This is a genomic window from Gynurincola endophyticus (assembly GCF_003991195.1).
GTDB lineage: Bacteria > Bacteroidota > Bacteroidia > Chitinophagales > Chitinophagaceae > Gynurincola > Gynurincola endophyticus.
Window position 1 is genome coordinate 1 of record NZ_RCWL01000013.1, and the last position, 14,792, is coordinate 14,792.

The 14,792-nt window shown below is 37.0% G+C and carries 14 protein-coding genes; 8 read left to right on the top strand and 6 right to left on the bottom strand.

All coding sequences use genetic code 11. The annotated features are described in order from the left end of the window. Window positions 1-125: 125 nt before the first annotated feature. From D9O48_RS17895 to D9O48_RS17905, 3 genes are all read right to left on the bottom strand, one after another. Window positions 126-1,406: a TlpA family protein disulfide reductase gene (locus D9O48_RS17895; RefSeq protein ID WP_126974370.1), complete on the bottom strand. Its 1,281-nt coding sequence runs from the start codon at window positions 1,404-1,406 to the stop codon at window positions 126-128. Window positions 1,407-1,474: 68 nt separating this feature from the next. Next, window positions 1,475-3,175: a M56 family metallopeptidase gene (locus D9O48_RS17900; RefSeq protein WP_126974371.1), complete on the bottom strand. Its 1,701-nt coding sequence runs from the start codon at window positions 3,173-3,175 to the stop codon at window positions 1,475-1,477. Beyond that, window positions 3,172-3,534, bottom strand: coding sequence for a BlaI/MecI/CopY family transcriptional regulator (locus D9O48_RS17905; RefSeq protein WP_126974372.1), 363 nt, complete (start codon window positions 3,532-3,534; stop codon window positions 3,172-3,174). Before D9O48_RS17905 ends, D9O48_RS17900 begins: the two co-directional genes overlap by 4 nt. 162 nt (window positions 3,535-3,696) lie before the next feature. Between D9O48_RS17905 and D9O48_RS17910 the strand changes: the two genes are divergently transcribed. From D9O48_RS17910 to D9O48_RS17920, 3 genes are all read left to right on the top strand, one after another. Continuing rightward, window positions 3,697-4,122: a hypothetical protein gene (locus tag D9O48_RS17910; protein ID WP_126974373.1), complete on the top strand. Its 426-nt coding sequence runs from the start codon at window positions 3,697-3,699 to the stop codon at window positions 4,120-4,122. A gap of 371 nt (window positions 4,123-4,493) precedes the next feature. Then, window positions 4,494-5,534, top strand: a complete 1,041-nt coding sequence (locus D9O48_RS17915; protein ID WP_126974374.1) for a sensor histidine kinase — start codon at window positions 4,494-4,496, stop codon at window positions 5,532-5,534. A 4-nt stretch (window positions 5,535-5,538) separates the two neighbouring features. Beyond that, complete coding sequence (locus D9O48_RS17920; protein WP_126974375.1) at window positions 5,539-6,231, top strand: LytR/AlgR family response regulator transcription factor; 693 nt, start codon at window positions 5,539-5,541, stop codon at window positions 6,229-6,231. A 156-nt stretch (window positions 6,232-6,387) separates the two neighbouring features. On the opposite strand, the gene trxA is transcribed toward D9O48_RS17920, so the two are convergent. Genes trxA through D9O48_RS17935 form a run of 3 tightly spaced genes read right to left on the bottom strand, consistent with a single transcriptional unit; the run spans window position 6,388 to window position 7,663 of the window. After that, the gene (trxA, locus tag D9O48_RS17925) at window positions 6,388-6,684 is read right to left on the bottom strand and encodes a thioredoxin (RefSeq protein WP_126974376.1); all 297 of its coding nucleotides are present in this window, start codon (window positions 6,682-6,684) and stop codon (window positions 6,388-6,390) included. 11 nt (window positions 6,685-6,695) lie between these two features. Beyond that, the gene (locus D9O48_RS17930; protein WP_126974377.1) at window positions 6,696-7,109 is read right to left on the bottom strand and encodes a DUF6691 family protein; all 414 of its coding nucleotides are present in this window, start codon (window positions 7,107-7,109) and stop codon (window positions 6,696-6,698) included. After that, window positions 7,109-7,663, bottom strand: coding sequence for a YeeE/YedE family protein (locus tag D9O48_RS17935; RefSeq protein ID WP_199750615.1), 555 nt, complete (start codon window positions 7,661-7,663; stop codon window positions 7,109-7,111). Before D9O48_RS17935 ends, D9O48_RS17930 begins: the two co-directional genes overlap by 1 nt. Before the next feature lie 417 nt (window positions 7,664-8,080). Between D9O48_RS17935 and D9O48_RS17940 the strand changes: the two genes are divergently transcribed. From D9O48_RS17940 to D9O48_RS17960, 5 genes are all read left to right on the top strand, one after another. Beyond that, the gene (locus D9O48_RS17940) at window positions 8,081-9,874 is read left to right on the top strand and encodes a M61 family metallopeptidase (protein WP_126974378.1); all 1,794 of its coding nucleotides are present in this window, start codon (window positions 8,081-8,083) and stop codon (window positions 9,872-9,874) included. 204 nt (window positions 9,875-10,078) lie between these two features. Continuing rightward, entirely contained in the window at window positions 10,079-10,549 is a 471-nt protein-coding gene (locus D9O48_RS17945) for a Dps family protein (protein ID WP_126974379.1), read from the top strand. A 21-nt stretch (window positions 10,550-10,570) separates the two neighbouring features. Next, window positions 10,571-11,428: an SRPBCC family protein gene (locus D9O48_RS17950; RefSeq protein WP_126974380.1), complete on the top strand. Its 858-nt coding sequence runs from the start codon at window positions 10,571-10,573 to the stop codon at window positions 11,426-11,428. A gap of 169 nt (window positions 11,429-11,597) precedes the next feature. Further along, complete coding sequence (locus D9O48_RS17955; RefSeq protein WP_158624936.1) at window positions 11,598-12,200, top strand: RNA polymerase sigma factor; 603 nt, start codon at window positions 11,598-11,600, stop codon at window positions 12,198-12,200. Between the two features lie 158 nt (window positions 12,201-12,358). Further along, entirely contained in the window at window positions 12,359-14,719 is a 2,361-nt protein-coding gene (locus D9O48_RS17960) for a zinc-dependent metalloprotease (RefSeq protein WP_126974382.1), read from the top strand. Window positions 14,720-14,792 lie beyond the last annotated feature (73 nt).

Below are 14,792 nucleotides of genomic sequence, written 5' to 3' on the forward strand. Positions count from 1 at the left end.
GTTGCCGAAGTTAATTCCTCTTCATTCCCTTCATTTTCTTCATGTTTCCCCATTACCATTTCAAACATAGAAGAAATTAAGAAGCCGTCAACAAGTGTATTCTTAATTCCTTCACTATTTAGTTTTTAGTTTAATTGTTTTTTCAATACCTGTTCTACTTCTTCAGCAGTCGGATTCACTATCAGGATTTTCCCCTGTTCGTCTACCAACAATTGCATACCTGCTGCATTCTGAATCCCGTATTTATTCCATATACCAAACCGATCGTTTAGCTCGATCAGATTTACCCAGTTGTAATTGTCTTTCTGAATTCTGTTATACATGGCTTTCGTATCTTTAAACTCACGGGCGATACCAATAATGCCAAAGCCTTTTGATTGATACTGATCATACAATGGTTTTACTTTTTGTGTTTTTTCAATACACGGTCCACACCATGAGCCCCATAAATTCAGCAAGGTGATTTTATGTTTCATGAGTGAAGATAATAATATAGTATCTCCATTTACCTGTTCAGCCGTTACATCAATGAAATTTTTACCCGGGTAGATATTTTTAAGGCTATTCATTTTCTCTGTGGTGAGCGCGGTATATACCATGTCGGGGTAAAGTTCGCTATACTTTATTACGGCATTATCAAACATCGATAATAAATCTTTATGATCGTTCACTCTATACAAAAGGTCTTCATAAATTAAATAGAAATGAGCGGGGTGGGGAGTAGTGGATATTATATTATACTTGAAAGCAAGTTTTGCTTTTGCTATACTGTCTAACCGGTTCATCCATACTTTTCCGGTATCAGACAGGTGTGCTCCGGTTTTTCTGAGCGTTTCCATTTTTTCATAAATAGGCACCACCGGTTCATCTTTTTTTCTGGTCCTCAATTCTTTTAAAGTTGCTATAAATTCAAGGCTATATTTTTGCTCTTCGCTAAGTTTACTGAAATAGTCAGCATTGATTTTTTCAACTGTACTAAAGTTATCGTCTAACTGTTGTTTTATCTGATTGTAAGCTCGATTGTAAGCTCCTCCGATAATTAAATTACGAGCGTTTTTTTCTTTGGGATATAACTTCATTAACAGCGTGCTTGAATCCGGAAAAAAGTTAATAGCAAACCAGGTGCCCTCTTCATATTCATCCTGAAAAACCAGTTCGTAAGTCTCCATGTTTGGAGGAGTAAAAGTGTATTCGAATCGGTTATTTCTGATCGGTATACTGATTTTTTCATCAGACCGTATTGTCATTGTTTTCGGTAAAAGGTAAACTACCCTGCTATTACGTTCAACAGTTTCTCCTTTAATTGTAACAGTTCCTTTTGTTTGCGCGCTAAGTATACCGGCCGTTGATAAAGCGCATAGCAGTAACATTAAGGTATGAGAATACCTTTTCAACAGATGTTGCATATTTGAATGATTTAGTGTTTAAAAAATGATACTATAGTTGTAAGAGATTACTATGGGGTAAAAAGTAGTTATTTATTTTTCGGTATATAGGCTTCCAGATTATCATGCACATATCCGTTCTGCATCAGGGTTTGTATATTTACCGAAGTTATTTTTTGTTTTTTTAGTTTTTTGAGTGTTTCTACTGATATGTCTTTGAAGCCGAGTTGCTGAAAGCTTCTGATATATACAGGAGTAATATTCTCTTTTTTCAATTCAATATAAACCGAAGGAGCAAGATTTGCATATCCGGCCTGCATGTAATCCTGTAAAACAGGCGCAATTATTTTTCCCTTGCGTAATTCAACAATGTTTTCAGGCGATAGAAACTGATAGCCGGTTTTTATATATGAATCAATAACCGGGGCGGTTATATTATTTTTTCTGAAAAATAATATAGTCTTGAGTGACCGGTCATAATAATTAATATCCCAATAGCTTTTAATTACTGGTGCACTGATATCATTTTTCCTCAATAAAAGAATTTCATCTGCCGAGAGATCTGAAAGTCCGATAGCCGAATAAGACTGGATAACCGGCAATGTTACACCTGCTTTTTTTAACCGGTCAAGATCGGTAATGGATAATCTTTGGTTTACCGGAAATTCTGTAATAGTCTTTTTTTCGATAGGTTTGGTTTCCTGTACAGGCGTATGACTTGTATCCGGCTTAACTTCTTTTATTTCTTTTGAAACAGGCGGTTCTTCGGTAAGAGGAGATTCTATTTCCGCTTCAACCGGTTTAGCCGTTTGCCTGTTTACTGATAGCTGCTTTTGGATAAGTGGTAATTGCTTTTGAGGTATACTGTCATTTTGTGTAATTATCGGCTTACTCCCTTCAGTTTTACTGATATTTACATCACTGGAGGGTTTAGAAATTAATATAGGTTTTACCTGAGGAATTACCTCATTCATAAATGCCATCAGCAAAAACCAGATAGGGATGTAAATAAAATATTTCCAGAAAACATGTGTGTTAGACCGTTGCCGGTTCATCATAATCATTCGTTTTTTTAGTACGGATTGATTATAAGCATTTGCCATCTGTAAAGTGCTGTTAGGAGCAGCTACCTGTAATAAGTTGAATTGATAATCACTTTTGTTTACTTTATGTTTCTGCAGTACCGTATCGTCAGTTAAAAACTCAATATTAACAGCAACAGAGCGGTAAAGTTTCCAGGCAAAAGGGTTCCACCATTGTAATGCGAGCATGCATTCTGCTAACACAAGGTCAAAACTATGACGTTGGCGGATATGTTCTTTTTCATGTAAAAGAATCATTTCATAAGTTTCCCAGTCATAAAGAGCCGGGTTGATGAAGATGGTTTTTCCGAAAGAAAAAGGGGCTTTGTTGCCCGTCAGTTCAACAATACTATATTCTTTATCGCGGATTACAGGATACTTTAATCGTTGATAAATGAGTGTTCCGAATTGAATGAAAGTATTGAGCAAAAAAATAATCACACCGCCCCAGTAAATTGCAGATAACCATTGGTAAATAATCATCAGTTCTGACGATCCGTTTACCCATGTATTGAAGGGGCGGGAAACAAGATTTTTAAGGGATAAGGTTTCAGGTAAGGGAATGAGCGGAAGTGTAAATGCCGCTATAATACTGATCAGTAATACAAATCGGTTGAGTTGATAGAAGGTTTCTTTGTACAGAAAATATCTGTACAAAATGGCTCCCGCCGTAAGAATAACGCCTGCTTGTAAAAAGTAGGTGATCATTTCTTATTACTTTTTATGAGCTGTAGAATCTCATTGATTTCTTTTTCTGAAAGCTGTTCTTCTTTGGCAAAAAAAGCCAGCATCTGCGAAGACGAATTATCGAATAAACGTTCCATCACGTCTTTCATAGCATGCTTCTGATACTCTTCTTTTGAAAACAAAGGATAATATTTATACATGTTACCCCATACCTCGTGTGATAAAAATCCTTTTTCTTCAAGAATCTTTACAATTGTAGCCACCGAGTTATAGTGTGGCTTAGGATCAGGTAGTTCAGGAATAATTTCTTTGATAAAAGCTTTTTCCAACTTCCAGAAAGCCTGCATGATCTGTTCTTCTCTTGGAGCTAGTTTTTGCATTACAATAATTTTATCAAATATAACTACTAATTAATTAGGAGATAAACTTATTGATTAGTTTTTTAGGAAAAAAATACAAATTATTGGAAATTATACGTTCTGTAGATGAAAACAATAATTACCTGTTTTTTTTATAACTTCCTGATTATTTTAAAATTTATTATGATAACCAACTTTTTACGTACACTTTCGATCATTTTTTTGGTCATTAATGCCATTGGTGCCCTGGCCGGCGGTTTTGCTTTGATCATTGAGCCTGATGGCAGTAAATTGGGTATTCCTGCCAGTATTCTCAAAAATTCACCTTTTGATGATTTTCTGATTCCGGGCATCCTGCTGTTATTATTGAATGGAGTTTTCAGTACAGTGGTATTGTTTGCATTAACCATGCGCTCACGATGGGCTGAAAAGGGTATTATTATACAGGGAATTGTATTGTACTTATGGATCGCTGCACAGGTAGTGCTATTAGGATTTACCAAAAAAATACATATCATATTCGGCTTTATTGCTGTTGTGTTAATTATATGCGGCTATTTATTGCGCAGAAAAAAACTTCAGGATGAAAGACGCAGAGCGGTGGAATAAGCTTTCTTTGGAAAAGTCGTCTTTTTTTCGTATATTATTAGTATAGCCCTGATCTTTTTTACAGGGAAATGTAATAACTGACTGTTACATTTCCTGTAATTCCTCTTGTGCAGATACCTGTATTGGTTGCTGTTTTCTACTGTCAGAGTTTTAGCCTCTTTTTCTACATTCTGTTAAATACATCAATATTTATTCGTTTACCTGAATCTTATCAGCGGGAGCGCACCTTAATCTGCTCTTTTTCGTCAGAAACAAGAACGAAAAAACAGGTTGGTCACGAATTAGTGGTCATTCGTCATTATTTTTATAATCCGTGATTGGGAAAATATAGTTTTACTTCATTATTAAGGGTTAAACTAAATTACTATAGCATGAAAACAAAAATAATAGGCCAGTGGGTGCTTTACTTTGTACTTTCGTTTATTGTGTTTGCCTTTCTTTTAGAGCCTTATGCGGATCTGATGAAGGACGGCGATCATGGACCATTAACCTTCGCACTTTATTTTCTTCTGCTTGGAAGCGTATTGCTGGGATGGTATGTATCGCGTATATATGTTGATGGAAGAAGAAAAGTGACCGCTGTTACATTTTACTGGTTAATCGGAATTGTTTTAGTCGGACTGATTATTCTTTTTTTCCACGCTCAGTCTTTATATATAAGACGCCACTCTATCAGAAACCTGCCGATTAATCTGTTGATTTCGTGGATATGGGTGGTTGCTGTTGGTATTTCAGCGGGGTTATTGGTAAGGTTAGCGCGATTTTCTGTGAACAATGAAATACAAGTTGCTAAAGCGTCTGCTGCTCAGAGCTTGTCTGAGTTGCATTTTTTACAATCTCAGCTGAGTCCTCACTTTTTATTCAACACATTGAATAATCTTTATGGAATTTCTCTGGCAGAACCGGTTAAAATTCCCAATTTATTGTTGCGATTGTCTGATTTATTGAGATATGCCGTTTATGAAGCAAAAACAATGTATGTACCACTCTCTGATGAAATAGGGTACATTAATAACTATATCGAATTTGAAAAATTACGCGTTGGCAGCCGTATCGATCTGCATACTGAAATAGAACAGGTGACGGATAGAAAGATTGTTATTCCGCCGTTGTTGTTGATCGTTTTTATTGAAAATGCTTTTAAGCATGCTAAAAATACTACTACGGATAAACTGTATATATCGATTGTGTTAAAGACTTTTGGAAAAGATATTTTATTTTCTGTCACTAATAGTTATAACTCCCGTAATGAACATCAGGGATTGGCGATGGAAAGAGAGAGAGATTACAGTGGACTTGGTTTAGAAAATGTACAAAAAAGACTCGAGTTGTTATATCCTGATAAGTATGACTGGCACATAAGTAAAGAGCCGGATCAGTATAAAGTTACTTTACATTTAAAACATTCATAAGCATATGATCATTACCTGCCTTGTTGTAGACGATGAACCGATCGCCAGGGATATTGTAAACCGGTACGCCGGTTTTTTACCTGAACTGCAGGTAGTGGCGAATGCTTCGAATGCACTGGAAGCCCGTGACCTGCTTCAGCAACATCCTATTGACCTGTTGTTTCTGGATATAAATATGCCTGAACTGGATGGGCTATCTTTTCTGAAAACATTAAAGGAACCCCCATTGGTAATTCTTACAACAGCGTATAAAGAATTTGCGCATGAAGCATTTAACCTGGATGTAACGGATTATTTGCTGAAGCCGTTTTCTTTGGAGCGGTTCATTGTAGCAGTAGATAAAGTAAAATCAAGATTAGAGGTGAAACCTGGCGTAACTGAATCAGAAGATTTTACTTTTTTAAAGTCGGATGGAAAGATTTTTAAAGTAATGTATCATGATATACTGTATGCTGAAGCCTGTGGAAATTACACAAAAGTATATACGGTTCAGCATAAATTGATGCCGGCTGTAAGTTTTACACAGTTTGTAGAAGGATTATCATCGCGGAATTTTATACGGATACACCGCTCTTATGTAATCAATAAAATGCATATCGGCCATTTGGAAGGCAACCGTATTTTTATTCAAAATACAGAATTGCCTATCGGAAATAACTTTAAAGCGGATTTTCTGAAATCAATCGGGATGGTATGATATTCTTAATTAAGAATTTGCCTGGGTGAAAAAGATGAAGAAAATGAAGGTGGCAATGTTAAACTATGTTATTTTTCATTGCGTTCTTTTCTTCATTTCCTTCATGTTTAATAGTATTTTAAAATATAGAAGATATTCTTGACTATCGGTAATTCTCTATAAATTTTCAATGATCTGTTTTAACTCGTGCTTAGGAGTAACGCCAGATCGTCTCCACTTTTGTTCACCGTTTTGATAAATGATCAGTGTCGGTACGCCGCTAATGCCTAATTGTGAGGCCAGAGGCTGGTTCTGATCAACGTCTATTTTGATAATTTTTACTTTATCAGCGAGATCTGCTTTCAATTCACTCAATATGGGTGCCTGCATTTTACAAGGCCCGCACCAGGTAGCATGAAAATCTACGATTACCGGAATCTCACTTTTAATTAAGTCTGCAAAACTCGATTTCATATGCTTCAAATTTAATGTGGTAAATGATGACGGATTAATCCGTAGATATAGGTTCCTAAAATTGCTCCGAAAATAGCAATTCCCATAGTGAATAACCCTGTTCCTAACATTACAAACATGGGGCCCGGGCAGGCTCCGATCAACGCCCAGCCCATTCCGAATAAAGTTCCTCCGATCAGATAACGGGGAATACCTTTTTCTTTTGGTGGCATTTCGATCGGTTGACCGTCAATATCTTTTAATTTTTTTCTTTTGATCAGCTGTACGCCAATAACACCGATAAAAAGTGCGGTTCCGATAAAGCCATACATATGAAAAGATTGAAATTTAAACATTTCATAGATACGGAACCAGGAAGCTGCTTCAGCTTTAAACATCACCACTCCAAACAAAGTGCCTAACAATAAAACGATTATATTTTTCATTACTGGAATATTAAAGGAAATAATACATGAACCATCAGTAATCCACCGATGAAGAATCCGATTACTGCAATCAATGAAGGTAACTGCAGACTGCTTAAACCGGTAATGGCATGACCGGATGTACAACCTCCCGCATAACGGGTGCCGAAGCCAACCAGTAATCCACCAACCAATAAAATCAACACATTTCTAACAGAAAGGCTGTCAAAAATTTCAGGAGGTGCATAAGTTGTACCTACACTGCGGAAGCCCAGGTTTCTGAGGTCCTGAATAGTGGCAGACGAAACATCCGGTACCTGTACGTCCGACAGCCAATAAGCGCCGATATATCCGCCGATAACGGTGCCGGCAAGAAATAACAGGTTCCATTTTTGAGCTTTCCAGTCGTATTTAAAAAAACTGACTGATTTACCGGCCCCGAGCGCGGCACAAATGGTTCTGAAGTTGGATGAAAACCCGAAAGTCTTTCCTAAAACAATCAATAATAGCATGATGAATGCTACCAACGCACCTCCCACGTACCAGGGCCAGGGTTGCGCAATTAATTCCATCATAAAAAAAGCTTTAATTATAGTGAATGTAACAATAAATAGCAGATTTTGTTATAAAGATAGAATCCCTTCGGGATTCCGGTACCGGATTCTGTAGAATTTAGTGAATACTTTTTTATCTCTATCACTCCGTTTAAGCTTCGATATTCCCTGTAATGTTTTATAGGTTTAGAATCCGGCAGTAAATATCTTGAAATCATACTAAAGGAAGCAGTAGATCTTTCATGCTGTTGCTCAGACCCCGAAGGGGTCTAACATTTATAACCTCGTAACAACGCGGAGCCGACCCTGAAGGGGTCGTACCAGCGTGATCGCCACCAACCGCATCATCCGGCTGTTTAATACATAAACTTATCAGGTTCTGTACAAAAGCAGTGTTTAAAAGCTATAATTTCATTAACTTCATCTGAAAAACCCAGTATGCGATCTCTCTTTTTATGTTTGTTATGTTTGCCGGTATTCGCCAGCGCTCAATCAATTTATTATACAGTAGAAGCACCGAATGCAGCCCACCATGAGGCTGAAATCACAGTGACTGTACAAGGCGCAAAAACTGATAGTGTGGAATTTGTAATGAGTAAAGCTTCTCCGGGAAGATATGCAACCCATGAATTTGCGAAAAACGTGTATAATGTAAGAGCTGTCGACGCAAAAAATAATCCTTTAACAGTGGTAAAATCTGCCTCCAATGCTTATAAAGTGAAAAATGCAGCCACTATTAAACTAACTTATACTTTATTTGCCAACAGGGCAGACGGTACTTATGCCGGTATTGCCCGTAATGGTTATCAGTTAAATATTCCTGCGAGTTTTATCTGGGTGCGTGGTTTAGACCAGACTCCGGTCAGTGTTGAATTCAAAAACCTGCCTGAAGGGTGGAGTGTAGCGTCACAATTATTCCCGACTGCTAAAAAAGAAGTATTTACTGCGCCGAATTTCCAGTATTTTATGGATTCTCCTATTAAGGTAGGAAAGTTACATTGGAGAAACTGGACGGTTAAAAATCCGAATGGTAAAACTTATACGATTGAGTTGGCGCTGGAAGCAGATGCTCCGGCCGTTGCCATCGACAGCTTTACGAATAACCTGAAAAAAGTGGTGGATGAATCAATCGCTATTTTTGGAGAAGTACCAGAATTTGATAATGGTAAGTTTACTTTCATCGCCAGCCTGAATCCTTACATTCAGGGAGATGGTATGGAGCACAGAAACTCTACAATCGTTAACTCCAGACGCCAATTCGATGGTTCTAACTCTTTTATGGGAACTTTTGCGCATGAGTTCTTCCATGCATGGAACGTAGAAAGAATCCGTCCGAAAAGTTTAGAACCATTTCAGTACGATCAGGTAAACATGAGTGAAGCATTATGGTTGGCAGAAGGGTTTACGCAGTATTACACTTCTGTAATTATGACAAGAGCAGGTTTAATGACACCTGAAGTGTTTCTAAGAAGTATGAACGGTCTGATCAATTCAAAAGAGTCTGCACCAGGTGGAAAGTATTCTGCAGTAGAAAATAGTCAGCGTGCTGTATTTGTAGATGCAGGTGTGGCTGTTGATGAAACAAACTATCAGAATATGTTCAGCTCTTATTATTCACATGGTGGAGCGTTGGGTCTGGCTTTAGATTTACAACTAAGATCACAATTTAATAAAACACTCGACGATTTTATGACTGCATTGTGGGTAAAACACGGAAAAACAGAAATTCCTTATACATTACCAGATGTAGAAAAAGTATTGGAGTCGATTACCAATAAATCTTTCGCACAAAAGTTTTTTAATGATTATGTATATAACAGCCGCCCGATTAATTATAGTACTTTACTGAATCAGGCAGGTTATGAACTCGCTTTGATGTCTGAAAATAGTAACTGGATCGGTGGTGGAATGTTCAGACCAGGCAAAACCGGTTTAGTAGTAGAGACGGCGACCCGAAAATTTACTCCTTTGTATGATGCAGGTTTGGATGTGGGAGACGAAATCATTAGTGTGAATGGAGTAACTGTTAAAAAGAAGGAAGACCTTGACCAGGTAATTAATTCATTGAAAATAGGAGAGTCAGTAAACATTGAATTCATTTCTTATGGTGACACCATTCAATCGAAGTTAAAGATCGAAGCTAATCCGGCACAGGTAATCAAACCAATGACTAATAAAACATCAGCACAGGAAGCTTTCGTACAAAAATGGATTGGTGCTAAAAGAAAGTAAATCATCTATTATACTATTCAGCCCTCACCAGCATTGCCGTTGAGGGCTTTTTTATGTTACCTTACTGTAGAACGTATTTCACAGTTCAACAGTAATGTTTAACATAATAGATTGTTTTGTTGAAAAGAAATGATTGTTAATGAAGTGAATCCCGATTGATATAGTCGGGCACCGGAATTGAACAGTTTAAACAAAACTATCCTTATGTCTAAGTATAAAAAAGCACAAAGCGAAGAAACCCGCGAAGTGGTAAACTTTTTAAATCAGATTTTAGCCGATGAGCAACTTTTACTGTTAAAAACCAGAAGAGCACACTGGAATGTGGAAGGGCCCGATTTTCATGCGATGCATCTTTTTTTTGAAAAACAGTATAATGAACTCGACGAATGGGTAGATCAGATTGCAGAACGGGTAAGAATGTTGGGGCATTATTCAGTGGGTACTATGAATGAATATCTCAGTATGACTCATATTCTCGAAAGCGAAATGGATGGTACACACAGCAGCGTTTTAATTAAAGACCTATTGATTAACCACGAAGCAATTATTGTTTACATAAAGTCGATTCTCGACGAAATAGAAAAGTTAAAAGATCAGGGTACAGAAGACTTTTTAGTAGGATTGTTACAGGCACACGAAAAGATGTCGTGGATGCTGCAAGCGCACCTACGTTAATATAGTAAAAAAAATTTGATTATGAGTATTAGAATTGAGCAGATATTCCCATTTTCAAAAGAAATGGTCTGGAAGGCTATTACCGATAAAGCCAATATGAAAGAGTGGTATATGGATATTCAGGACTATGAACCGGTAGTGGGTAAAAAGATTCAGTTTTATGAAAGCGGCGCTCAAAAGTATTTACACGAAATAGAGTTTTTGGAAGTCATCCCTCAGACTTTCATCAAGCATACCTGGCGTCATCCCGATCATTCGAAAGGTACCAGTACCGTTACCTGGTTACTGGAAGAAGTGTCGGGTGGGTCTAAGCTGTCGTTGATTCATGAAGGTACCGACCAGTTTGCCGATGCCGGTGAAGGTTTTTCAACCGCTGATTTTGAGTTTGGCTGGACGGGTATCATTCAAATGGGATTGAGATTATACCTGTTGGGAATGAAGTTATTTACCTTTCAGCAGCGGTTTGATGTAACTGCAACAGCTTTGTGGAATGTAATGTTTAAGAATGAAGGATTAAGAGAATGGACAAAAGCATTTGAGCCATCTACGATTGTACAGGGAGATGTAGAAACCAGTGACAGTATTTGGTTTTTAAACGACAGAAGAGAGGGGTGGGCTACCAATGTAGTATTGAGAAAACCACCGATGTATTTTTATCTGGTATTAGCAGGTAAGGTAAAAAATGGTGAAATGGTAGAGGCTTCTGCTGATCCTGATGAACCGCTTGGTTTGATGGAAATGTATAATCTGATACCGGTAGATGAATATTCTACTCTTTTAAAAGTACAGGCTCATGGAGCCGCAGAAAACGAAGCGCATTTGCGGGAGGCTTATGAACGGGCGTTCCAGAAAATTCAGGAAATGGTGGGTAATAGATAGAGTTGATTGACCCATTAACTTTTTATCAGTAAGGTTATTGTTGAATATATGTGTTAAATATAGATTTGTAAATGCCTTTTTTGAATAGTGTTGTATTGTCAATAGTTTTTGGTTTGTAAGAAAAATCCTAAGTTTGGTAAGTTATTCTACTTAATTACTGAATCAGATTTTGAAAGAAACGGGCGATATAAAACTCTTATTAAAGCAAATTGCATTAGATGATCATAATGCATTCAATCGCCTGTTTACCTATTATAGTAAGCAGGTAAATGGTGTTGTAAAGAAAATAACCGGCAGCCAGCAAATTGCCGAAGAAATTGTACAGGATACCTTTTTGAAAGTTTGGTTAAAACGAACTTCACTACCCGGGATAGAAAATTTTGAAGCCTGGCTTTATGTTGTTGCCAGAAACTACACCTTAAAAGCACTACAGTCAAAACATGTCAGAAACACTTCAAGTGTGGAAGACGGCACTTTTGAAAAACATCTGATCAGTGAAGGAAAAACTGACTGGAAAGTAAGAGAAGCACAATATGATCAATTGCTCAAAACTGCAATTGACCGTTTGCCATTAAAGCAAAAAGAAACCTACCTTCTTATAAAAGAGAATCAATACAGCAGAAATGAAGTGGCTGCATTGTTAAATGTTTCTCCCGAAACAGTTAAATATAATCTCACTCAGGCCATGAAAAGTATACGGGCATATTGTATCGTTTACTTCGAAGAAAATTCTACCATTATAATATTCTTCATATATATAGCAGTTTGCTAAAAAATGTTAAGAGTACCCACCCATTCTTATTTATCCGGGATCATATAGTTATTGGCGGAAGCTTATAGTTTTTGCATTGCACAACAATGGTTGATAGCGATGATGGTAGTTCTATGCCTTTGCAAAATGATTTATGAATGATTAAAAAAAATTAACTCATGCAGCCGATTAAGGTTTTGTTATCACTATTATTAATGGTAATAAGTTTTTCAGATATATATGGTCAGGATATGGGTCATGGTCCTTTTGATCTGGAGTTATCTTCAGGAAAGTATATCCTGAAAATTAGTAAAAAAGTTATTGACAGAGAATTTAAACTGGTTACGAGAGTTGCTAAAGGTTTTGCCGTAACAGATAAGTACGATAATAAAAAACTTCCGGCCGGAAGAGAGATGAGTGTTGTCAGTGCGAAATTTACTATCGCTGCTGATAAAAGAATTCAACTGGTTAATACAGCAAATCTGAATCGTATAGCTGATGTAAACACTCCCTTATATAAATCTGTTGCAGGTATATCGAATGAAGGAATCGTGGCCGTTTTTGAACAACTTGCGTCATCTTCTGCTGATACGATAAGAATTGATTTTACTTCTTTTATCATGGAAGATAACGACTACTTTGCCATATGCGATCCTTACAAAAAGATGTTCAATCTATTGCAATATCAACCTGCAAAATCTGTTTTTTTATTCCGTGAACGTTTTGATGAAGGAATTGATTTTCGCTTTACCAGAACATATAATTCTACCGCAGGTAATAAAAGTGTGGACGTTAATACCACTTTTTTATTGTTAAGCGAAAAGCCGATGACTCCCCGTTTTGCAGACTATCGGGTAACAGGTATGGGGTTCAATACTCAATCATTTAATGATTATTCTTCCAATCCTTTATATGTAGTCAGAAATGAATATGCATACAGGTATAACCTCTATCCCTCAAAAAAAGATGAGCAGCATTACCTGAAAGGTAAACTGGTAGAACCCGTAAAACCAATTATCTTTTATATCGAGCCGGCAACACCAAAGGAATGGTTGCCCTACATGAAAGCAGGTATTACAGCCTGGGCAAAAACATTTGAGCGGGCAGGGTTTAAAAATGCTGTTCAGGTGCGCGAAGTGGCTGATGATGATAGAAATTTTAACATACAGTCGGCCAGGTATAATACGCTTGTGTATAACCCTTCGGAAAGTTATGGAGGAAGTGCTGATCTGTTGATCGATAACAGAAGCGGTGAAGTAATCACCAGCAGAATACAATGGCCGCATAGTAATCCGCATCATCTGATGAAAAGATACATGGTGTTGGCAGGTGCTTCTGACATTGAAGCCAGAAGTATGCATATGCCTGTTTCATTAGTAGGTGAGTTGATGAAAGTGGTAGTGTCGCATGAAATGGGGCATTGTCTGGGTATACATCATAACTATTTATCGTCTTCATTAATTCCGGTAGAAAATCTGCGAAATAAAAAATGGGTAGAAAAAAATGGATTTACTTATTCAATTATGGATTATGCCCGTCACAATTATGTAGCTCAGCCGGAAGATAAAATTGGAAGGGAAGGATTGATTCCCGGAATCGGACAATATGATTACTGGGCAGTTGAATGGTTGTATAAGTGGTACCCCGATCAGAATCCAACCACCGAAAAAGAAAAATTGGATAAACTCTATGATCTCAGGGTAAAGAAACAACCGGAGCTACAGCATATAAATATTCATCTCGCAAAATTTGATTATCGTTTAAGAATGGAAGATGTTGGAGATGACCCGCTGAAAGCATCTGAATATGGAATAAGAAATCTGAAATTTGTTGCACCGAATATTCTTGAATGGACACGTGATCAATCTGGTGAATACAATTATTTCAATGCATTGGAAGTGTATAAGGAATTGTTTTTACAGCTTAAATATTTTCTTACTCATGTAAATAACCTGATAGGAGGTACAACGATTACTCTGAACAAAATCAATTCAATGCAAATATCAGGATGGGTATCAGCTTCGCGGCAAAAAGAAGCGATAAACTTTATCGGAGAAAATGTATTTAAAAATACAGAATGGCTTTTAGAAAATAAAACTTCGGCAGCACTCTCAGCAGCAAATACTAATAGTAGTTCTTACGAAATGTTGATTGGCCTTCAGAATTACACGATAGAAGCACTATTTGATTTAAGAAAAATCCCGTTTTTATTGACAAACTCACGGCTTGATCAGGAACGATATACTTTCAATGAGCTCATGACTGACGTTGAAGAACAGTTATTCAATGAAATTACCAGTTCTGAAAAAATTGGAGCTGACAGAAAACGCTTACAACGAAAATATCTGGAGCGGATCGCACAATTACTTCCTGCCTTTTCAAAAGATCAATTGATGGTTGAATGTGTGCCAGTTGTAAAGGAACATATGTTTTACTTATCTGAACTATTCAAAAAGAAAATCAATTCATATTCCTCCGCTAGTGAGCGTATACATCTTCAACAGCTTATCGAAATTTCAGATAAAAACCTGCATTTCTGATGCAGTTTTAACTTTTATGTTTTAGCATAGTTTCATTGATTTAAGAATAAGGGATATGAAAGAGCTGCTATTG

Bases quoted from the DNA above. Each gene is read 5' to 3' on its own strand.
- D9O48_RS17895 (WP_126974370.1), bottom strand. From the start codon at position 1,406: ATGCAACATCTGTTGAAAAGGTATTCTCATACCTTAATGTTACTGCTA.
- D9O48_RS17900 (WP_126974371.1), bottom strand. From the start codon at position 3,175: ATGATCACCTACTTTTTACAAGCAGGCGTTATTCTTACGGCGGGAGCC.
- D9O48_RS17905 (WP_126974372.1), bottom strand. From the start codon at position 3,534: ATGCAAAAACTAGCTCCAAGAGAAGAACAGATCATGCAGGCTTTCTGG.
- D9O48_RS17910 (WP_126974373.1), top strand. From the start codon at position 3,697: ATGATAACCAACTTTTTACGTACACTTTCGATCATTTTTTTGGTCATT.
- D9O48_RS17915 (WP_126974374.1), top strand. From the start codon at position 4,494: ATGAAAACAAAAATAATAGGCCAGTGGGTGCTTTACTTTGTACTTTCG.
- D9O48_RS17920 (WP_126974375.1), top strand. From the start codon at position 5,539: ATGATCATTACCTGCCTTGTTGTAGACGATGAACCGATCGCCAGGGAT.
- trxA (WP_126974376.1), bottom strand. From the start codon at position 6,684: ATGAAATCGAGTTTTGCAGACTTAATTAAAAGTGAGATTCCGGTAATC.
- D9O48_RS17930 (WP_126974377.1), bottom strand. From the start codon at position 7,109: ATGAAAAATATAATCGTTTTATTGTTAGGCACTTTGTTTGGAGTGGTG.
- D9O48_RS17935 (WP_199750615.1), bottom strand. From the start codon at position 7,663: ATGATGGAATTAATTGCGCAACCCTGGCCCTGGTACGTGGGAGGTGCG.
- D9O48_RS17940 (WP_126974378.1), top strand. From the start codon at position 8,081: ATGCGATCTCTCTTTTTATGTTTGTTATGTTTGCCGGTATTCGCCAGC.
- D9O48_RS17945 (WP_126974379.1), top strand. From the start codon at position 10,079: ATGTCTAAGTATAAAAAAGCACAAAGCGAAGAAACCCGCGAAGTGGTA.
- D9O48_RS17950 (WP_126974380.1), top strand. From the start codon at position 10,571: ATGAGTATTAGAATTGAGCAGATATTCCCATTTTCAAAAGAAATGGTC.
- D9O48_RS17960 (WP_126974382.1), top strand. From the start codon at position 12,359: ATGCAGCCGATTAAGGTTTTGTTATCACTATTATTAATGGTAATAAGT.